This window comes from Gordonia alkanivorans, from assembly GCF_004011905.1.
Taxonomy (GTDB): domain Bacteria; phylum Actinomycetota; class Actinomycetes; order Mycobacteriales; family Mycobacteriaceae; genus Gordonia; species Gordonia alkanivorans.
This window is the reverse complement of the sequence record NZ_CP027114.1, coordinates 3,394,013-3,413,925: the sequence shown is the minus strand read 5'-3', so window position 1 is coordinate 3,413,925 and position 19,913 is coordinate 3,394,013. Positions and strand designations below refer to the sequence as shown.

The 19,913-nt window shown below is 62.6% G+C and carries 21 protein-coding genes and 2 pseudogenes; 17 read left to right on the top strand and 6 right to left on the bottom strand.

Going from position 1 to position 19,913, the window contains the following annotated elements; genetic code table 11:
- Positions 1 to 546 precede the first annotated feature (546 nt).
- Complete coding sequence (locus C5O27_RS15495; protein WP_127963090.1) at positions 547 to 1,158, top strand: DUF3558 family protein; 612 nt, start codon at positions 547 to 549, stop codon at positions 1,156 to 1,158.
- 206 nt (positions 1,159 to 1,364) lie between these two features.
- On the opposite strand, the gene C5O27_RS15490 is transcribed toward C5O27_RS15495, so the two are convergent.
- Positions 1,365 to 2,123: a helix-turn-helix transcriptional regulator gene (locus tag C5O27_RS15490; protein WP_127963089.1), complete on the bottom strand. Its 759-nt coding sequence runs from the start codon at positions 2,121 to 2,123 to the stop codon at positions 1,365 to 1,367.
- A 206-nt stretch (positions 2,124 to 2,329) separates the two neighbouring features.
- Here C5O27_RS15490 and C5O27_RS15485 point away from each other — a divergent pair, with 206 nt between their 5' ends.
- The 3 genes from C5O27_RS15485 to C5O27_RS15475 are packed head-to-tail and all read left to right on the top strand — an operon-like array spanning position 2,330 to position 4,340.
- A complete protein-coding gene (locus tag C5O27_RS15485) occupies positions 2,330 to 3,496 on the top strand; it encodes an LLM class flavin-dependent oxidoreductase (protein WP_127963088.1) in 1,167 nt (388 codons plus the stop codon).
- A 6-nt stretch (positions 3,497 to 3,502) separates the two neighbouring features.
- Complete coding sequence (locus C5O27_RS15480) at positions 3,503 to 4,009, top strand: flavin reductase family protein (protein ID WP_127963087.1); 507 nt, start codon at positions 3,503 to 3,505, stop codon at positions 4,007 to 4,009.
- 19 nt (positions 4,010 to 4,028) lie between these two features.
- A complete protein-coding gene (locus C5O27_RS15475) occupies positions 4,029 to 4,340 on the top strand; it encodes a hypothetical protein (RefSeq protein ID WP_127963086.1) in 312 nt (103 codons plus the stop codon).
- A 4-nt stretch (positions 4,341 to 4,344) separates the two neighbouring features.
- Here C5O27_RS15475 and C5O27_RS23145 read toward each other — a convergent pair whose 3' ends face one another.
- Positions 4,345 to 5,256 (bottom strand): LysR family transcriptional regulator, encoded by a 912-nt coding sequence (locus C5O27_RS23145; protein WP_127963085.1) that lies wholly within the window; start codon positions 5,254 to 5,256, stop codon positions 4,345 to 4,347.
- 67 nt (positions 5,257 to 5,323) lie between these two features.
- Between C5O27_RS23145 and C5O27_RS15465 the strand changes: the two genes are divergently transcribed.
- From C5O27_RS15465 to C5O27_RS23010, 6 genes and pseudogenes are all read left to right on the top strand, one after another.
- Positions 5,324 to 6,190 (top strand): amidohydrolase family protein, encoded by an 867-nt coding sequence (locus tag C5O27_RS15465; RefSeq protein WP_127963084.1) that lies wholly within the window; start codon positions 5,324 to 5,326, stop codon positions 6,188 to 6,190.
- Positions 6,187 to 7,017: a mycofactocin-coupled SDR family oxidoreductase gene (locus tag C5O27_RS15460; RefSeq protein WP_127963083.1), complete on the top strand. Its 831-nt coding sequence runs from the start codon at positions 6,187 to 6,189 to the stop codon at positions 7,015 to 7,017. Before C5O27_RS15465 ends, C5O27_RS15460 begins: the two co-directional genes overlap by 4 nt.
- A 57-nt stretch (positions 7,018 to 7,074) precedes the next feature.
- Complete coding sequence (locus C5O27_RS15455) at positions 7,075 to 7,680, top strand: class I SAM-dependent methyltransferase (protein WP_127963082.1); 606 nt, start codon at positions 7,075 to 7,077, stop codon at positions 7,678 to 7,680.
- A gap of 392 nt (positions 7,681 to 8,072) precedes the next feature.
- A complete protein-coding gene (locus C5O27_RS15450) occupies positions 8,073 to 8,813 on the top strand; it encodes a T3SS (YopN, CesT) and YbjN peptide-binding chaperone 1 (protein WP_127963081.1) in 741 nt (246 codons plus the stop codon).
- A complete protein-coding gene (locus C5O27_RS15445; RefSeq protein WP_127963080.1) occupies positions 8,810 to 9,769 on the top strand; it encodes a hypothetical protein in 960 nt (319 codons plus the stop codon). Before C5O27_RS15450 ends, C5O27_RS15445 begins: the two co-directional genes overlap by 4 nt.
- Positions 9,770 to 9,873: 104 nt before the next feature.
- A pseudogene (locus tag C5O27_RS23010) lies at positions 9,874 to 10,174 on the top strand (SAM-dependent methyltransferase); the annotation flags it as partial.
- A 35-nt stretch (positions 10,175 to 10,209) separates the two neighbouring features.
- Here C5O27_RS23010 and C5O27_RS15435 read toward each other — a convergent pair.
- A protein-coding gene (locus C5O27_RS15435; protein ID WP_244216520.1) for an IS3 family transposase occupies positions 10,210 to 11,372 on the bottom strand; the annotation gives its coding sequence in 2 pieces (ribosomal slippage) (positions 10,210 to 11,085 and positions 11,088 to 11,372; 1,161 coding nt in all).
- A 568-nt stretch (positions 11,373 to 11,940) separates the two neighbouring features.
- On the opposite strand from C5O27_RS15435, the gene C5O27_RS23005 reads away from it, so the two are divergent.
- From C5O27_RS23005 to C5O27_RS23135, 5 genes and pseudogenes are all read left to right on the top strand, one after another.
- The gene (locus C5O27_RS23005; RefSeq protein WP_244216519.1) at positions 11,941 to 12,417 is read left to right on the top strand and encodes a DDE-type integrase/transposase/recombinase; all 477 of its coding nucleotides are present in this window, start codon (positions 11,941 to 11,943) and stop codon (positions 12,415 to 12,417) included.
- Positions 12,344 to 12,493 (top strand): annotated as a pseudogene (locus C5O27_RS23225) (Mu transposase domain-containing protein); the annotation flags it as partial. The gene C5O27_RS23005 and the pseudogene C5O27_RS23225, both read left to right, overlap by 74 nt.
- Positions 12,494 to 12,573: 80 nt before the next feature.
- Complete coding sequence (locus tag C5O27_RS23000) at positions 12,574 to 12,804, top strand: hypothetical protein (protein WP_244216518.1); 231 nt, start codon at positions 12,574 to 12,576, stop codon at positions 12,802 to 12,804.
- Between the two features lie 62 nt (positions 12,805 to 12,866).
- Entirely contained in the window at positions 12,867 to 13,112 is a 246-nt protein-coding gene (locus tag C5O27_RS23140; RefSeq protein ID WP_279636548.1) for an ATP-binding protein, read from the top strand.
- On the top strand, positions 13,031 to 13,636 hold the full coding sequence (locus C5O27_RS23135; RefSeq protein ID WP_341867538.1) for an ATP-binding protein: 606 nt from the start codon (positions 13,031 to 13,033) through the stop codon (positions 13,634 to 13,636). Before C5O27_RS23140 ends, C5O27_RS23135 begins: the two co-directional genes overlap by 82 nt.
- 120 nt (positions 13,637 to 13,756) lie before the next feature.
- Here C5O27_RS23135 and C5O27_RS15420 read toward each other — a convergent pair whose 3' ends face one another.
- Both C5O27_RS15420 and C5O27_RS15415 read right to left on the bottom strand, forming a co-directional pair.
- Positions 13,757 to 14,695: an IS3 family transposase gene (locus C5O27_RS15420; protein WP_020169777.1), complete on the bottom strand. Its 939-nt coding sequence runs from the start codon at positions 14,693 to 14,695 to the stop codon at positions 13,757 to 13,759.
- Positions 14,692 to 14,982 (bottom strand): transposase, encoded by a 291-nt coding sequence (locus C5O27_RS15415; RefSeq protein WP_005195137.1) that lies wholly within the window; start codon positions 14,980 to 14,982, stop codon positions 14,692 to 14,694. Before C5O27_RS15415 ends, C5O27_RS15420 begins: the two co-directional genes overlap by 4 nt.
- Before the next feature lie 211 nt (positions 14,983 to 15,193).
- Between C5O27_RS15415 and C5O27_RS15410 the strand changes: the two genes are divergently transcribed.
- Together C5O27_RS15410 and C5O27_RS15405 are read left to right on the top strand one after the other, a co-directional pair.
- Complete coding sequence (locus C5O27_RS15410) at positions 15,194 to 16,051, top strand: HAD family hydrolase (protein WP_127963079.1); 858 nt, start codon at positions 15,194 to 15,196, stop codon at positions 16,049 to 16,051.
- Positions 16,052 to 16,054: 3 nt separating this feature from the next.
- On the top strand, positions 16,055 to 16,798 hold the full coding sequence (locus C5O27_RS15405) for a hypothetical protein (protein WP_164905323.1): 744 nt from the start codon (positions 16,055 to 16,057) through the stop codon (positions 16,796 to 16,798).
- A 121-nt stretch (positions 16,799 to 16,919) separates the two neighbouring features.
- On the opposite strand, the gene C5O27_RS15400 is transcribed toward C5O27_RS15405, so the two are convergent.
- Entirely contained in the window at positions 16,920 to 19,910 is a 2,991-nt protein-coding gene (locus C5O27_RS15400; RefSeq protein ID WP_127963077.1) for a restriction endonuclease, read from the bottom strand.
- Between the last annotated feature and the right edge of the window lie 3 nt (positions 19,911 to 19,913).

The window sequence follows — 19,913 nt, the reverse complement described above, 5'->3', positions numbered from 1 at the left end:
CTCGACGAGGTTGGCTTCGGTGGGGATCTCCGTGTTCGGCGTCCACAGCGATCGGGATTAGATGGCGGAATCGGCGGACCACGCTAGTCTGTTCGGCGAGGGTGGGGCGCCGTCGGGGCGCGCGAGCGTGAGGGGGACTTGTGACGACACCGTTCTCAGACGACTCGTTGTTGCCTAAGCCTGCTCCGGCGATGCCGGTAAGTCCGCATGGGGACGAGTATTTGCTGCGCTCGGAGCGGGCACTGTGGGAGCGGCGAGCGGCAGTTGCCGGCGACGCCGCTGTGGAGTTAGCGAAAGCGAAACGTCTTCTAGCAGGCGCAGGTCGGACAAACAAGCTGGGAGAATGCACAGAAGGTCGGGATGTAACTAGGGCTGTTCGATCTGTGATCGAGTCACTCTCGGCACAGCTGACCGACCAAACGCTGCAAGCGAAGGCACTGAGTGAACAATGCCGCTCTGCCGCCTCGGAGTTCGAAGACACTGACGCTCGAGGTGCCGTCAATCTTGAACCGTAAGAGTAGGAAGATCACTTCAGCGGTTGTACCTGTGGGCACCATTCTGGTTGGAATCGGGTTGTCCGCCTGCGGCATTACAGGCTCGCCTGTCCCAACAGCTTCACCTGTTCCCGACTCGTCAACGGCAACCGGAATTCGACAAACGGACGATGCTGGGCGACGGCTTCCGTTCGACACCGAGTTTCCAGATCGCTGGAGTAGCAATAACGACGGGACTTCCTACGAGCCTTGCACCCAGGTGTCCGAAGAAGTTATTCGACGCTTCGGACTTAATGTGGAGTCGGTAAGCGACGTCGCCGGGTCGAACTTTCAAACAGCCCGCGGCTGCCAGTGGAGCTACTTGAATAACGAGCTGTCATTCATGTCGCAGTTCGTTGGGAATCTAGACCAGCCGCAGGGCGGTCTTTCTGCACACAAGGAGGACTACTCCTCCACGACATGGCACCCCGATATCGAGATCAAAGGTCGTCGAGTAAGCATCGGATCCACAGCTCCGTCAGACTGCGCGGCGTACGTTCAGTCCGGAAAGTCTGTGGTGATAACAAACGTCGTCCTGATCGAGCAAAACCCGCCAACTTTGGACGCCGTGTGCGCATCCGCGGCCGACTTTCTCCGCGCGACCATCGACGAAATACCAGAGTAGGCGAGACGACCTCCGTCTAATGCTCCGGTACAGGAATGCAAGCGGCGACCATGGCTCGGTCGTGGATACGGTCCAGAGCCCCCGGGTGCAAAGTCCGTGTATTACAGCGGTTTTGAACGGTTTCGGGGTGGAGTCTGTCAATGGCCCGCGTCACCGATGTCGACAGACCTGCGGCTCCTCGTCACGTAGGTAAGCGACTCGCCTTCCTACCGATCCGTCGAACTGACGTAAACCAACTTCACCAACTCCGCCCGGTTGCGGACTCGAGTAGCCAAGAACACCCGGCTGACGTACTTCTTCACGGTGTCGACCCCCAGGTTGAGTATCGACGCAATCTCCTCATTGGTATGCCCATCGGCGACGAGCTCAGCCAGCTCAATCTGCCGCGGCGACAGACACTCCCGCCACGACGGGAGCGGCTCCCCGGGAAGCAATTTCGCCAGGTTCGACAGCTGCCGGGACAGCAGCCCCATGGCATGCAACCGCAGACGGTCCGGTTGCCTACCCTCTGAGTCGAACAACCCGACCAGCCCGTGGCAATCGTTCGCGAGGTCGAGATGCATCACGGATGCACTGTGTAACTGCTTGCGATACAGGAAGTCTTGTAGATAACTGACGGAGTCGCTGGCGAGTCCGCCGAGCTTGTCCGCCGAGATCGCCGGGTTCTTCGACAACGCCGCCCGCGACTGCGCGGACGCGAAGACGTCCTTCGGATACCACCGTGCTTGATACTCGTCGATCACCGGCATGATCCGCCCCGTGACCACGGGGTTGGGATCCGAAAACGCGGTGACAAAGGTCGGGCCGGTGAAGAACGTCGTGTTCAGACAGTTGTAGTGCTCGTGCAGCGCACCCATCAAGACGTTCTTGAACGCCTCGAGAGTTTCTGCCTGCGAGCATGCATCCAAGATGGCGAAGACCCGCTCGTACTCATCGACGGGTAGCACGACCGACTGACTGGCCAATCCCGTGCTCCTTCCTCCGGACGCGATCCCTGAACTGTACCGGTTCAATTGTGATGTGGAGCACATGCAACGCCATGCAACGGGCGCTGCGGCAGCAGGCCCAAAGCAAACCGTCCACTTTCGTGCACTGTGGCGTCAGTCACACTCTCTCTAGTCTTTCGTCGTGGCCGACAGACCGCCGGCCGACAGATCGACAGGAGACTCGCATGAGCAGGCTTCGCTTCGGATACTTCATGGCGCCGTTCCACGCACCCGGCCGCAACCCCACCGCCGCCTTGGAACGCGACCTCGACCTGGTCGAACACCTCGACCACCTCGGCTACGACGAAGCCTGGTTCGGCGAGCATCACTCGGCCGGCAGCGAGATCATCGCCTCGCCGGAGATCATGATCGCCGCCGCCTCGCAGCGGGCGAAGCGCATCCGGTTCGGCACCGGCGTTACCTCGCTGTCCTACCACAACCCCCTGTGGGCGGCTGACCGCATCATGCAGCTCGACCACCTCACGCGCGGCCGCACCATCTTCGGCGTCGGGCCGGGCTCCCTGCCCACCGACTCCGCGATGATCGGCCTCAACCCCACCGACACCCGAGAACTCCTGCAGGAGAACCTCGACATCGTCGTGCGACTCCTCCGTGGCGAGACGGTGTCCGCGAAGACCCGCACGCACGAGCTGTACGACGCCAAGCTCCAGCTGGCGCCCTACTCGGCCGACGGCATCGACGTAGTGGTCGCCGCAGTGGCGTCGCCAACCGGGCCGCGACTCGCCGGCACCCACGGACTCGGCCTGCTGTCCATCGGCGCGACACTCTCCGCCGATGGATTCGACGCCCTCGGCCACCACTGGAACGTCATGGAGGAACGCGCTGCGGCCAACAACGTGACCGTCGACCGCAGCAAGTGGACCCTCGCCGGACCTTTCCACATCGCCGAGACCGAGGCCGAGGCGTACCGCCAGGTCGAGTACGGCATCGAGCAGTGGTTCGACTACTTCCAACACGTCGCCGCGTTCCCCCAGATGGCCGTCTCCGGAAGCAAACTGACGGAGATGATCGACTTCATCAACGAAGCAGGCATCGGCGTCATCGGCACCCCAGAACAGGCCCGGGCCCAGGTCCAGCGTCTGTGGGATCAGTCCCAAGGTTTCGGCTGCCTGCTGCAGATGGGCCACGATTGGGCGAACCCGCAGGACACCAAGCGTTCCGCGGAACTCTTCGCCCAGGAAGTGTTCCCGCACTTCCAGGGACAGGCGCAGGCGACGCTCGACGCCGCTGAGCACGCGCGCGCTGTGCGAGAGGGCCATGCTGCGAAGCAGCTGGAGGCCGTCGACCACATGACGCGCAAGTACGAGCAGGAACTGGCATCGAAGGGCTGAACAACGATGCCCTCCAACACAACAGCCGCCGATTCGCTTCAAGCGTCATTCCGCGACGCGATGGCTCACGTGTGTTCCCCGGTCGCCGTCGTCACGGCCTTCGACGGCGACCGGCCGCACGGCACCACCGTCAGCGCGTTCATGTCATTGTCGATGGAACCGCCGATGGTGACCATCGCGCTCGACCAGAACTCGGAACTCCTCGGCGTGATCCGCGCGCACGGGAACTTCGCTGTCAACGTACTCGGCGCGCATCAGTCCGACGTCGCGCTTGCCTTCGCGCGGAAGGGTCACGACAAGTTCGACGGCATCGGGTGGGCGACCACTCAGACGCTCCCCGCTCTCAATGGCGCGGTGATCTGGATGAGTTGCGCCGCCGAACGTTTCGTCGCCGGCGGCGATCACACGATCATCGTCGGCGCCGTGCGGCACGTCATTCGTGAGGAGTCGCCACCGCTGACCTACCACGGTCGCATCTTCGGCACCCACTCCCCGATCCTCGACGCCACCTGACACCTGGAGGTCTTTCGTCGTGTACGTAACCGTCCAGCCCGGGCGGGTCGAAGTGCTCGAGGCCACGGACTACCGCCGGTTTCAGGTCGAAGCCGCTGCAAGCCTCACCGCCGCCGACATCGCGAAGCAGCTCAAGGACTCCCGCCTCGGTGAGATCGAGGGCGACCATGCGTGGATTCACATCGGCGCTCTCACCGTACTGTTGGCTGCGTCCGAGGGATTCGACGGCCGGCAGTTCGAGGCGATGGTCGCCTATGCGCATGAACGTGGATGGGTGTCGGACGACGGAGGATCGTTGCGGGCACACCTCGTGCGTGCGGGTACCGCATAGCGCTTCACCCACCGGGCAGGTTCCCGCCTGCTATCCACCCACATTCCTCGGCGAATGCGGCTGCGCCACTGACACAGTCGCGTACTTCCGGCGAACCCGATTGCGCATCCATCCAATTGAGAAACCACGATGCGGTCGCGGTGGGCGCCAACGGGAGCCACCGGAAGTCGTCACCGACGTCTGCGGCCACCGACTCCAGGCACACGAACAGACTCTCGCCGTCGGTGACCATGTCGCTGCCGGCGACAATGCCGAACACCGCCGACGTCGTCCATCTGGGGTGTCGGCCCTGACTCGTTGCCCACTGTGCGATCCACCGGTTCCACTGGCTGAGCTGATCGTCGATGGACACCACCGGTAAACGTTCGAGGTCGCCTCCGGTCACCGAATTCTGCTGTGCCAAAGGGTGTCTCACGTCCATCAGCGCGCCGACGCGTTCGGCACGCAGCGGCGTGCTTCGCGCCCCCGCCGCGTGGATGGGTGCACCGATGGTCAACGACAGTTGCGCTCCCCTGGCGTCGTCGCCGGTCAGCGACCGGGGCAGCGTCGTGAGGTGTATGGACAATGCGGGGTCGGCGGAGCGTAACGCGGCCATCAGCCTGCGTGGGGTTTCGAGCGCGGGCTCGCTGATGTGCACGGTGACGGCACGACGAGGTGCGGCCGTTCGCGCGATGGCCGCACCGACGCGGTCGATGATGTCGAGAGCGTCGACCGCGAGGTTGTGTCCGGCCGGCGTCGGTTCGACCCGACGACTCGTCCTGTCGAACAGACGCACTCCGAGGCGTCGTTCCAGACGGAGGATGGCCTGACTCAGGGCCGGCTGCGCCATGTGCAGCTGCTGTGCGGCGCGGGTGAAGTTGCGTTCGCGGTGCACGGCGACGACGTACTCGAGCTCACGCAACGACACATCTAGCATCCTGTGATGCTAGATCGATAGGCAACGGGTGTTGGTCGTTTTCGCGCGCGGCGTCGACGATGAGTCCATGCCTCAACATGTCGTCGACGCCCACCTTCACCTGTGGGACCTGAACCATCCCTGGTACCCGGGTTTGCAAGCTTTCGCCGAGGATGTCGGCAAGCCCGACCTCTACTCCGACTTCGGTCTCGACGACTACGCGGCGGCGGCCGGCGGGTTCCCGGTCGAGCAGTACGTGCACGTCTCGGCGGTGACCGCGCCGCGTGCGTACCTCGACGAGTTGCGGTGGGTGTCGAAGGTGGCCGCCGACCGCGGAGCGGACATGCGCTTCGTCGGATCCGTCGACCCGACGCTGAGCGCGCAGGACATCTGCGCCGACCTCGACGCCCAGGCCGCGATCACGCCGGAGTTCCGAGGAGTCCGCGTGCTCTACGGCTTCGAACCGGACTCGCAGGCGGCGCGCACCGTGCTGCGCTGGCTCGACGACCACGACCTGGTCTTCGACCTCACCGCCCACCCGGAGACCATGGACGGCTGGTTGCGGACGCTCGCAGACTTTCCGAACCTCTCGGTCGTCCTGGAGCACACGGGGTGGCCCACCGCGACCGACACTGAGGCGTGGACCGCGTGGCGTCGTGCCATCACGACCTGTGCCGAGAAGACGTCGGCGTCGTGCAAGATCTCCGGGCTCGGCATGACCACTGGCGTCCTGTCCGCGGAGACTCTGCGCCCATGGGTGGAACCCGTCGTCGACGCGTTCGGCTGGGACCGGGTGATCTTCGGCAGCAATATCCCGATCGAGCACATCGGCGGCCGCTACGTGGATCTCGTCGACTCCCTGAACACGATCATCGGTGACGAGCCCGCGGACGAACAGGACCGGTTCTATCGCCGAAACGCACTCGGCGTGTACGGCTTCGGGCAGGGACGATGACCGACCTGACCGGGCAGGTCGCTTGGGTCACGGGCGCCGCGCGCGGCCAGGGACGCGCCCACGCTCGCGCGTTGGCGGCAGCGGGAGCCCACGTCATCGTCAGTGACATCGCCCGGCAGGTGCCGACGGTCCCCTATCCGATGGCCACCGAAGAGGAGCTGGCTACGACGGTCGCTGAGATCGTCGCCGACGGCGGCCGGGCCACGGCAACGCGGTTGGACGTGCGTGACGCTGCGGCAGTCACCGTGCTTGTTGAAGCGATCATGGCCCAGCACGGTCGGCTCGACATCCTCGTCGCCAACGCCGGCGTTTGCGCCTTCACGCCGGTCGAGGAGATCGGTGACGACCAGTGGGCCGACATCGTCGACACCAACCTGACCGGGACGTTCCACTGCGTGCGCGCCGCGGTCGGAGCGATGAAGGCGACTGGGCGAGGTCGGATCGTCGGAGTGTCGTCGGGTGCGGGACGCGGTGGCATGCGCGATCTTTCGCACTACGCGGCCACCAAGTGGGGCATCATCGGCTTCATCAAGTCGGTCGCCCTGGAGGTCGGCGCGTACGGCATCACCGCCAACGTGGTGTGCCCGACGTCGGTGAATACTCCGATGGTCATGAACCCGACCACCTTGAGGCGGTTCCGGCCAGACCTCGACGACCCCACGCCCGACGACGCGCGGTCGGTGTTCGCCGGTCTCGGCCCGCTGGGTGTGCCGTGGCTCGAACCCGAGGACGTCACCCGCGCGGTCCTGTACTTTGTCGACGATCCTGGCCTCACTACGGGGACCGTGCTGGAGGTCAATCTGGGGACCACGGCCACGCGCGGGTGACCGGCCGGAGCGGCGCACCCACGTAGGTGCGTCGCGGCCTCTGGGACAATGGGCGGCATGGTCGAACAGAGCATCTGGATGCAACAGGTCGCAGCGAATCCCGATCACTCCACCTGGTACGTCGAGCGCTTCCGCGCCATGGCGGCGAAGGGCGACGACCTGGTCGGTGAGGCTCGACTCATCGACGCGATGGCCGCGCGCGGATCCCGCATCCTCGACGCAGGGTGCGGTCCGGGACGTGTCGGTGGATATCTGGCCGAGGTCGGGCACGACGTGGTCGGCGTCGACGTCGACCCGGTGCTCATCGAGGCAGCGGAGGAAGACCATCCCGGACCCCGATGGTTGGTCGGCGATCTGGCCGAGCTGGACCTACCGGCGCACGGCATCGAGGAACCGTTCGACATCATCGTCTCGGCCGGCAACGTGATGGCGTTTCTCGCGCCGAGTACCCGCGTGACGGTGCTCGAGCGGTTGCGTGCGCATCTTCGGGAGGACGGACGAGCGGTGCTCGGGTTTGGTGCCGGGCGAGACTATGCGTTCGACGAGTTCCTCGACGACGCAGTCGCCGCGGGATTCGCTCAGGATCTGCTGTTGTCATCATGGGATGTGCGGCCGTTCACGGCGGACTCGGAGTTCCTGGTGGCGGTTCTGCGGCCCGCGTAGATACCGCACAGTGGGTGGGCCCACGAAGGCTCGAGATCGCTAAGTGGAGCGGTCAAGCGCACTACAAGAGATCATCGCCGGACCGCCTTGGACATCGACAATCCCCTCAATGTTGGTCCGAAACCGTCCCTGGCCTTGGGCTGTCGGCAGGTTGCTGATCCGACGATGATCCACCTTGTCGGTGGCCGATGCGATCATCGGCTTTGTGTGGTGCCGGGTTCCGTGGTCGGCTGCACGCACAGGCTCGACGCCATCGACGAGGTGTAGTCCACAGTCCCGAAGCCCGTGCTACCCCGGCCGGCCCGGAATGGGACGTGCCCGGGCAATGTCGACCATGTGGTCGTCCGGTGCGCCACGATGGGGCTTGAGCCGCGAGGCACGAGGACAAGGGGATGAAGGTGGCCGAAGAGAATCTGTCGTTGTCGGATCTGCAGATCTGGATCAGTTCTGCTCTCGAACCGATGGTGGGTCATGAGGCGGTCAATGACGACGACGGCGACTTCCCTATCCAGTTCGACACGGGCGCCGCCTATATCAAGGCTGTCGAGGACGAGAAAGCGATCCACGTGTTCGCGCCGCTGGTGCACGACATCGTCAAGACCGATTACGCGGGATTCGTCGTGCAGATGCTCAACAGAATTCATCCGACTCTCAAGTTTTTTCTCGTGGGCGACACCATCCGTGTGCGGGCAATTCTCTACGCAGATCCGCCGGTAGAAGCCCACCTGATTCGGTGCCTCACCGAGTTCGAGTCGGTGATGACCGACGGTGCCGATATCGCTCAGGACGTCGGCGGCACCTTCGCATGGGAACCCGCGGCTACGGACGAGGACGACGATGACGAGGAGTTGCCGACTCCCATCATGATCCTCATCCAACTCGACGCAGACGGCGACCACCCGCTGTCACCAGAAGACGTCGCACGGATATGCGACGACGACGGTGCGGCCATACTGCGGTACATCCGGATCGTCGAGGAACAGATGATCAACTGGCGCAACAGCGCAGACGATGCGCTCGCCACGGGTGATACCGACGAAGCCGAGGCCTGCCTCCACGAGGCGCGGGGCTGGGAGAAGACCGCGCGCGACCTGCGGGGCGCGTTGCGACATGTGGCATTGGGTTCGTCATGAAGGCCGTGGCTGTGCTCCTACTGTGTGCTGTTGTCCTCGCTTCGACGGCGTCGTTCGCGTGGCCGCGTCCACAGAAGACCCGGAAGTCCGACGCCAAGCCGAGTAGGCGGAGGTCACCTGTTCTGGCGCTCAATGAGGAACTCTTCGCCGCCCGTGCGCAACGTAATGAGGCCTGTGATGCGCTGCGAGCGAAGGTCTTGGAGAGCATCGCCCTGGTTGATCAGATTCCGGAGGGGCGCGCGGCGGGCCATGTTGTTCTCGCGCTTGACGTTTGGTCAGGGCGGGATTTCACGCTTCGCAATCGGGCCGTCGGACTAGGCTGGCTTCCGTTTGTCGATCCGCCCGAGCATGAGGAGACCGACGAGACTCGCGAGGCACGTCTTGACCGGGTGTACGACCTCAACAAGACGGAACGAGCCGAATTGGAGGGAATGCGCGATGACCTCGTTGGTCGGTTCGCTTATGTTGCGGGGCTGATCGCAGCGCGCATCCACGCCTACCCTGCCTGGCGCCTCGACTTCTTCGACGAACACAACGTTCGCATAGACCTGGCCGCTCAGGTCTCGGCCATCACCGCCAGCGCCGCGCTGTTACGTGATCAGCGTGAGCTCCTGGGCGAACCGCCAGCCGGACATCTCGCGAAGGACGACGACGTGGTGGGTGTCTACGTCGAGAAAGCACGCGTGCTCGACAGTCGCGCAGATGGTCTGTTGCGGCGAGTGCAGGCCTTCGCCGAGTACCGCGAAGTTGTGGACGGGGTGCAGAAACGCGAGGACAAGCGGGCGTGGTTCGATCGTGTCGGCGCCATCGATGAGCTGGAACACGCGGTAGATGACGTGGTGAACTCCTCGGAGACCGACCATCTCCGCGGAGTGGCAGGCAACTCGGCCGTCCTCGCGACCTTGTATCTCGACACACTCGAACCCCTGACGGTGTCGGAGTCTCGGAAGTCCTGATCCTGGTTTGCGTAAGTTCAATTCGCGGGAGACGTACGAAAGCGGGTCCTCGCCGAACGCGTGAATGCGTCGACGCACAGCGTCGCTCTGGGACAATCACGAACATGGTCGAGCAGAGCATCTGGATACAGAAGGCCGCCGACGATCCGGGACACTGCCAGTGGAACGTCGAGCGTTTCCGCACCATGGAGAGTGGGGGAAGGCCGTGGTCGGTGAGGCCCGCTTCATCGACGCCATGGCCGCCCGCGGTTGACGCATCCTTGAAGCCGGATGCACCGCCGGCCATCTGGCGGCCGTGGGTCATGACGTGGTCGGCGTCGATGTCGATCCGGTCCTCGTCGCCGCGGCTTTGAGGAGGATCACCCGGGACCACGGTGGCTGGTCAATGACCTCGCCGAACTCGACCGGGACTGCTGCACGGATAGGTGACAGTTGGGGTGTCATGCCGCGGCAGCGGCGGTGTTGATCATTGCTTCGAACTCGACAGGCGTCAACCGGCCAAGGCGGGCTTGGCGGCGCCGGCGGTGATAGGTCCGTTCGATCCAGGTGACGATCGCGATCCTCAGCTGTTCGCTGGTGTCCCAGCGTTGGCGGTCGAGGACGTTGCGTTGTAGAAGCGCGAAGAAACTCTCCATCGCCGCGTTGTCGCCGCAGGCTCCTACTTTGCCCATCGACCCTGTTAGGCCATGGGTGTTCAAGGCGTGTACGAATTTACGCGATCGGAACTGCGATCCTCGATCGGAGTGAACGATGCACCCGGCGACCCCATCACGACGCGCGACAGCACTGTGCAATGCCGCCACGGCCAGTCGGGACTTCATCCGCGAATCGATGCTGTAACCGACGATCCGCCCGGAGTAGACGTCCTTGATTGCACACAGATAGAGCTTGCCCTCGCCGGTGCTATGTTCGGTGATATCGGTCAGCCACAGACGATTTGGCGCCTCGGCAGTGAAGTCTCGCTGGACCAGATCGTCATGGACTGGTGGCCCCGATCGTCGGCCGTTACGGCCTCGCTTCTTACCAAACACCGACCACCAGGCGTTGTCACGGCAGATCCGCCATGCGGTCCGCTCGGCCATCGACTCGCCCACGGTGGACGCTTCACCAGCTAGGAACCGGTACCCGAATTCCGGATCCTCGCGGTGGGCATCGAACAGAACGTTTGCCCGATACGCCGCGGTCAGCTCGGCATCGGTGACCGGAGCAGCCAACCACCGGTAGTAGGGCTGGCGAGAGAGCTTGAGAACCCGGCACGACACTGCGACGGGAATCCCGTCGGCGGCGAGCTCCTTTACGAGCGGGTAGAGCCTTTTCCCGGCAGGTTCGCCTGCGACAGATACGCCGCCGCCCGACGCAGCACCTCGTTCTCCTGCTCCAGTAGCCGGATCCTCTTGCGGGCCTCGCGCAGTTCAGCGGACTCGGTCGAGGTCCCACCAGGGCTGCGGCCCTCATCGATGTCAGCACGTCGCATCCACTTGTGCAGCGTCATCGGGTGCACCCCGAAGTCCTTGGCAACCTGCTCGATCGTGACGCCTTCACCACGATCACGGGCCACCCGGACCACATCGTCACGGAACTCTTGAGGGTACGGCTTAGGCACAGCTACATCCTTCCCGACCGCCCGAAGGCAAGCCAGATCAGATGTCACCTATCCGTGCAGCGGTCCCGACCCCGAAGGGTGGCCCTTTCCATGATCCTAGATTGAGAGTCTTGGATGAATATCCGTCGTTTCAAAGTCCTGCATGAGGCTGGTGGCTCCTATGCCGAGATCGCCCGTGAGGTCAGTTGTGACTGGCGCACGGTGCGCCGTTACCTCGCCGAGGACGCACCCCCACATCCACCGCGGGGCACCTCGCGGGCCGGGACACAACCACGGGCGATCACTGATGAGGTGGCCGCGCTGACATGCTGCGTGCTGATGTGGATCTGCCGGCCTCGGTGATTCACGAACGCCTCGCAAGCGAGCATCCGGTGACGGTCAACTATCAACGAGTCAAAATCTATTGCCGCACAGAACGTCCGGTCATCCGTGATGAACTCGGCGTCGAGCAGTCCGGGCTGGGAGGGTTACATCGCCGGTTCGAGACCGTGCCCGACGCGCAAGCCCAAATCATTGGGGTGATGAAGGCGATCTGTTCGGGATCGGCCGCAAGGTGTACTCGTTCCACATGGTGCTCTCGTACTCGCGGGATCCGTTCTGCTGCTACACCCATTGCATGGACGCCGCCGCGTTCTTGGGCTCGCACATCCGGGCGTTCGACCACTTCGGCGGGGTACCGGCCACCATCGTCTACGACCGCACCGAAACCGTCGTGGGCCGCCACGTCCGCCCTGGTCACGCCGTACCGCTGCATTCGGCGGCGGTAGCGTTCTCCGGCCACTACGGCTTCGATATCGACGTACTGGCCGTCTATCGGCCCACCGGTAAGGGCAAAGTGGAACGTCAAGTCAAGATCGTGCGTGACCACGTGACCGCCGGCCGCGCGTTTCACGATCTGGACGAGGCCGACGGCGCGTTCGCCGACTGGGTACCCATCCGCCGCGGCCAAACCCCATCGCACCCACGTCAAGGTGATCGGCGAACGCGCCGTTGCCGATCACGCCGCCCTCACCCCGCGCCCGGCACAGCCCTATCTGGTGGTTGACACCCACCTACGCCGGGTCGGCCGTGACTGCCTGGCCTCGTTCGAACCATCTCTGTATTCGGTTCCTGCCCAACAAGTTCACCGAGGACAGTATGTGCAGGTCCGCGCTGGTGTGGACCGGGTCGCGATCTGCGCCCTCGATACTGAGGCGCTCACATGCTCGCGGTGCATCCCCGATCAGCCGTTCGCGGGGCCTGGATCGTCGATGACTCCCATTGGGACGGTCTGCCTGACGGGCACACCCGCTCCACGACCACGGCCACCGCAGACCCCGCCGCGGCAACCGCTACGCAGGCGGAGGTGTCTGTGCTGCACGCCAGAGTCGCCGAGCTCGTCGGGCACGTCCACGTCGCTCAGCGCCCGCTGACCGACTATGCCGCCATCTAGCCGGTCTGAACATCCTAATCTGCAGCGCTACAACACTATTAACATCTGAGGACACAACGTCCATGAGTTCACTGACCACCACCCGCATCATCGACAACGCCGCCCGACTCGGCCTGACCCACACCGCCGAATCCATCACCGAAGCCGCCGCCCGCGCCGATCAAGCCCAGATGGGCTACCTCGACTTCATCGATCACCTCCTCGCCGAAGAAGTCGCGGTCCGAGAATCACGCCGATTCCGCAACGCCCTCAAACTCTCCGGCCTGCCACACCACAAGACCCTCGACGAGTTCGACTACACCTTTTAACCCGGCCTCCCACCACGACGCATCAGGGACCTCGCGCCCTGGAATTCCTCACCGGCGCAGGCAATATCGCACTTCTGGGCCCACCCCGAGTCGGCAAAACCCACATCGCCGTCGGCCTGGCCGTCGCGGCCTGCCAAGCCGGCAAATCCATCTACTTCACCACCCTCGACGACCTCGTCCGCAAACTCAAGACAGCCGACGCCGCCCGCCGCCTACCCCGACACTTCGCCAACCTCATGCGCCCCTCACTGCTAGTGATCGACGAAGTCGGCTACCTGCCCCTCGACCGCGACGAAGCCAGCATGTTCTTCCAACTCATCAGCCGCCGATACGAGAAAGGCTCCACCATCACCAGCAACAAACACTTCACCGAATGGGGCACCGTCCTCGGCGACGACGTCCTGGCCACCGCCATCCTCGACCGACTCCTGCACCACTGCGACGTCGTCACCATCAACGGCCCCAGCTACCGCCTCAAAGACCGCCAAGCACTTGTCACACCCACCGACACCCCGGCATCATGAAACCGCCGGAAACTGACACATCAGGTCGTACACCCACCGACCCGTCCGCCGATACCAGTCCCGCATCCTCAGGCGAGACCCACCGCCACTGTGGTTCCCCCGGAATCGTGGAGGACTCCTCTATGCGGCTTCGGGCTCGGTGACTGCGGTGTTCTCGTAGTCGACCGGACTCATCATCCCGATCGCGCTGTGGCGACGCTGGTGATTGTAGAAGCCGTAGCACCACTCCAACACGACCGCCTGCGCCTCCATGATAGTATGGAACTCGTTGCGTGACAACACTTCCCACTCCAAAGAAGAGAAGAATGCCTCCGCTGCGGCGTTGTCGAAACACGATCCGACCCGGCCCATCGACTGCCGGATACCCATCTTCTGGCACAGCCTGGTGAACCGTTTCGCGGTGTACGTCGACCCACGATCGGTGTGGAAAATCAGCTTCTGCGCATCGTCATCACGCCATATCGCCTGCATACCGCCCCGCGTGGCGACCGCCATCTCGATCGCCGCACACGCCAACGCTGCATCCGGGTGACGACTGGTGGCCGCCCCCAGCAGGCGGCGACTGTAGAGGTCGATGACCGTGGCCAGATACAGCTTGCCCGCCGCGGTCGGGATCTCGGTGATGTCGCCGACCCACCGCTGATCGGGGCACTGTGCGGTGAAATCGCGACCCAACAAATCGGGGAACTTCGGGGCGGTCTTGTCCTGACGGGTCAGCCCGTTGCGCCGGCGGATCCGCCGCGCGACCAGGCCCTGACGACACATCGAATCAGCGACAGTCTTCTCGGTCACCGTCCACCCGTCAGCACGCAGATCCGCATGCAGGCGCGGTGACCCGTGCAGGCCGCGGGCCTTGTCGAACGCCACCGCCACGGCCCGGTCGATGGTGTCCCGGCGATAGTCGCGGGTGGTGTGCAAACCCGTTGCCGCACCCGGCGATTGGGTCCGCTTATGCCATTTGTAGAACCACGCCTCGCTGACCCCGAGCAGCCGGCAGGACACCGCGTGTGGCACCCGATAGTTGGTCCTCTGGTCGGCGATAAAGCGTGCCACGCTCACTTCGTCGCCTCCTTCACCCACAGGACCACTGATCGCTTGAGGACATCACGCTCCATGCGCAGCTCGGCGACCTCGTCACGCAACCGTTTGAGCTCAGCAGCGTCATCAACGGTCAGCTCGCCGCGGCCCTCCCGCTCGGCGCGCGCCCGGTTGACCCAGTTACCCAAGGTGCCCTCGTTGACCCCCAGGTCTCGAGCGACCTGGGCGATCGGCTTACCTGTCTCCTCGACGATCCGGACCGCCCCATCACGAAACTCCCGGTCGTACTTCTTCCGCTTCTCTGGCATCGTGCTCCTCATTATCGATGCCTCTACGGTTCGGGGGGAACCTCACACCGCCTACACCGCGGTGGAGATCGACGCGCCAATTAGGCACTGCATACCGCCGTGATCGTGCAGCTTCGCTACCACAGCGGTGCCCGCGAATACGCCACTCGCCGCACCACTTCGAGGTCCCAAGTCGTACCTGCTTGTCGGACCCAAGGGATAGTGTTAAACCATGCGTTCCGCTCCACGACTTCTCGTCACCGACCTCGACAACACTCTGTGGGACTGGTTTGAAGCGTGGCACACATCGTTCTCTGCCATGTTGGACGCTTTAGTCGAGCAGAGCGGGGTGGCGCGAGAGACCTTGCTCCCCGAAATCCGCGCGATACACCAAAAACGGGGTACCACCGAGTACTCGTACCTACTCAACGAGGTTCCGTCGCTCATCGAGGCGGCCGGGTCCGCTGCACCGTTGGAGGCGTATGACGACGCGATCCACGCTCTCAATCGGGCACGCAAGAAGAGTACGTTGCTCTATCCCGGGGTCATGGAGACATTAACTGATTTGAAGGGCGATGGGGTACGCATCGTCGCTTATACCGAGTCGATTGCCTACTGGACCGAGTGGAGGATCAAGCACACGGAGCTCGATGGAGTAATCGACGTTCTCTACTCAGCTCCTGACCACGACGTCCCCGCGGGAGTCACCATAGAGGATCTTCGCACGCTCGATCCCGAGTCCTACGGCTTGAAATACACTGAGCATCAATCGACACCTATTGGGGCGTTTAAGCCGAACCCGGACGTCCTTCGGTCGATCTTAGAGAACGAAGACGCCAAACCGAACGAAGTGATCTACGTCGGAGACAGTCTCATGAAAGACATCGCGATGGCTCAGCACATCGGCGTAACGGATGTACATGCGGTGTACGGCGAGGCACAAGGGCGCCATGATTACAGCCTTCTCCAGGCCGTCACACATTGGACGCAGGCGGACGTTGACCGAGAGCAAGCGCTACGTTCCAACTGCGAGATTACCCCGTCTCACACGATAGACGAGTTTGCTTCGCTCAAGGAGCTTCTGAACTGAACCATGACTGGATCCGGGCCCCCTTCGCCAGACCCAAACGCGCCGCCTGCACCAACGAACATTACGGATAAGGACCGTGCCACGCTCTACGTCGAAATGTGGAAGCATACCGTCACTGTTCAACAACACTTTAACGACATCGAGTGGCGAATTCGAGGTCTTGCCCTGACCGCCGCGACGTTCTCAGTGGGCGCAGCTGGCCTCTCCGTCAACAACGGCCACGCACTCGCGGGGGCTCTGATCCTTGGGGTAGGGATCATCCTTTGGTACGCCTTCTACTTTGTGGATAGGTACTGGTACCACCCGCTCCTCATAGCGTCGGTCCTGCAGGGGCACAAGATCGAAGCGAAGATCGAAGAGTGCGGCTTGCCTGATGCCGCGCTGACCAAAGCCATCTCTGCGGGTAGCCCAATCGACCGTCCGAACGTCATACGTACCTTCACTAGGAAGGTAAACAGAGGCGAGAAGTTGCGGTCTGAAGGGAAGCTGGTGTGGTTCTATCGGATTGGCTTCTTAGGTCTCGCGAGCGCGGCGATTATTCTTGGTGTTGCCGGCTTGGCCGATGCAGTCCCAGTCGACTCTCCTAAGGATTCACCGGCCATCGTCAAGATTGATGAGAGTGCCGAGTTGACAGAACGCCCTACGATTGGCCGTCAACCACTTTCGAACCGGTCCGACGAAGCGCCCACGCCATCAATGACACACACCCAGCCACGGGACTCGATCGCGCCGACAAGTCCGCGGTAAGGGCGGTACCACCGCATAGATCGGTAGAATCCACCGACGAAATTTCACGCGGGGACATGCCACCCCGTACTGCTCGTGGGCATCCGGTTGGATGCCTTCGAGCAGTACGGGGCGCTTGACGTCAGAGGTTCCAGCTCCCTGGCACGCTCACGGCGTAGCCAGGAACGTCGGCCGAACCAACGCCCAGCTGCTTGAAGTGCTCGGCCGCAGCCCCAATTTTGGCGTTCTCGGTCGGGCGACGCTTTGACTCGTCAAGTGTGCTCTTGGTTTCGCGGATCATGTAGATCCGGTTCCCACCATCCTCATGCTTGATGATCGCCCAGTCTGGGTTGTAAGGACCGACGGGCGTCTCGATCTTGAACTTGCCGGGGAGTTTCATGAAGAATCTCACGTCTTCGCGAGAGTCGAGCAACTCGGCGAATTTTCGCTCAGGCGCTTCGGCTCCGTCGGAGTCGATCTGAATGTAATTGAAGTCAGTCTTGCCGTTAGCGTTGCTGTCCTCAAACGATTTGGTCGCATAAACACGATCCATGAATAGGTCACGAGCTTCGGCGCCGTCTGCCTGGAGCTCGCGCAGTTCGTAGACATATCCACCGACCTTTTCGTACTGTACGCCCTCTTGAACGGAGGCAGCGACGACGTTGAGCAGGTTGCGCTTCACCATTGTGATGAAGTCGTTCGGGTTCCTAATGAACTCGTCCAGCCGGCCGGAGCGGGTGAGTATGTCAACCAGGGTCTTGCGCGTCAGCGACGTTGTTTCCTGTAACTCGCTGATAATGTCAGGAAGTTGATACGCCCCGGCTAGCTCAGCCGAGCGGGTCGCAGTCTCGCTGGTCTTGGTACCACCGCGAACCAGCTTTACACCAGCGCGAGTCACCTGGACGCGAAGTGGCTGAATCACCGGCTCCGCCTCAATCTTCTTCACGGCCTCCGCGATGATTTGCTCGCGGTCGAGAGACACCCTGTAGGTGGTGCGCTTCGAGATGGTTCGCCAGAAATCCTCGAACCAAGGGGAAGTGTAGATCTCCTTGTTGAGCCTGCGCGCGACGCGCTTGCGCTGAGTCTTGACCATCCGCTCAATCCGGCAGTCGAGCATGATCTGGATCATGTCGTCCTCGGGCCAGATGAAGTCCGGCTTGGGGCCCAGCGTGAACCCGAGCGTCTCGGGTCGGAAGTTGGCAGTGACCTTGCCTTCCTTGTCGAGGAAGCGTCGCTCCACCAACTCGTCCCAGATCAACTTCGATCCAGCAAACCCAAGCCGCTCTTCCTCCCCCGTCTTCTCGTCAACGGTCGTGATCTTGGCGAACTCGCCCACCCGGACAAGGCCAATACTGACTCCGGACTCGCGGTACTCCCTTTGGAGGCTGTCGGCGAACTCGCGATAAGACTCATTCGCCACAACGGTCAGCTGGGCGATACCTCGATCAGGGACGCGCTCGCCCGCCTGGTTGACCGGTAGACGAAGTCCACGCCCAATCGTCTGCCGTCGCTCCGCAGCCTCGCCCATCTCGCGGAGGGCACAGATCTGGAATACGTTCGGGTTGTCCCAACCTTCCCGCAGTGCTGAGTGACTGAAGATGAACCTTACCGGCTCGGCTTGATCGAGCAGTTGCGCCTTGTTGCGCATAATGAGTTCGTACGCGTCGTCGTCAGCCTTGGTCGTGCCACTGGTGTCCTTGAATGTGTCGTTCTGTCCTTTCTTTCCCTTGAGGACCGAGAAATACGCTCGTCGATAATCCACGGGGTCGAGCGGAAGCATCTCTGCCCACTGTCGGTTCTTAGCTCGCTCCTCAACCAGCAGTTCGTCGAACCACTTCACGAAATCACCATCAGCGGTGCTGTTGTCGTGCCCATCGCCAAGGAAACTAGCGACCTTGTCCACGAAAAACAGACTGAGAACCTTGATGCCATGCGGCCGAAGCATCGTCTCCTTGCGGAGGTGCTCGCGGATCGTCTCTCGAATCATTTCGCGGTAAATCGAGTTGTTTGAGCCGCCGATGGACTCACCCGCGTTCAACCATCCGTGCGGAAAGACTTCCACACATTCGGGCTCGATGCTGAATTCGTTGAGACGCCAGCCTTCATAGGCTGAGTTCTTCGTGACAAGCGCCAGGTCTTGACCATTCTTGACGTTGACCGACTTGCGCTCGATCGAGCCGTCGGACTCCTTGCGGACCGCCAGCTCCATCCGCGCCACGAAGCCTTTGTCGTTGCGAACGGATTCGAGCTTCACATACGGGGCAGCGTCGGCGCCTTGCTGGACTGCCTCTGCCACAACGATCTGCTTCACAAGGCCGAGGTCGTGGGCATCCACAGGGTCCAGTCGATAGACGACGTTGCGCGTCTTCCGATGTGTGGCAGAAAAGCGCAGCGTGCAAAGCGGGTCGAGTTCCCCAACCGCCGACTGGCTAAGCAGCGATTCCATGTTCTGTGGCTCGTCCATGATGACCACCGGGTGGGTAGCCTTCAAGTAGTCGATCGGGCGTAGACCGTTAAGCTTGTCGCGGTTCTGGTGAATGACGCGAGAGTTTTTGTCACCGCGAAGCGCGTGAATGCTCATCACCATTATCTGCACGCTGGTGCTGGTGGCGAACGACTGCACTTCCTCAGCGGTCGAACCGCTGTAGACAGTGGCGTCGAATGGCTCGGCGTAGAGGTCCTGGAAGTGCTTCGTCATCAGCTTTATGCTGGTGGTCACACCTTCCTTGATCGGGGTGCTGGGCACGAGGATCACAAACTTACGGAAGTTGTACTTCTGCGCGAGCTCAAAGATCGTCCGAAGATAGACGTACGTTTTTCCCGTGCCGGTCTCCATCTCGACGTCAAAGTCGAGGGCACCATTCGCGAGCTCAGCCACGACCTCGAGGCCATTCCTGTCCTGTACGGCCTGCAAGTTCTGCAACAACGCCTCGTCATCGAGCAACAAGTTGTTGCCAACGGCGCCAACCTCAGCTGCGATGTCGAGAGCCTGCTGCCCGCCTGGTGTCGGAAGCGCGTTCTCTAGCTTCGTTTCCAGTACATCAGCGTCGGCAGGTTGCCCCTCGAACAGGTCAACGACCGAAGCGATCGCTTCCTGCTGATACGGCTGCTTAGGATCAAACTTGAACTCCATCGC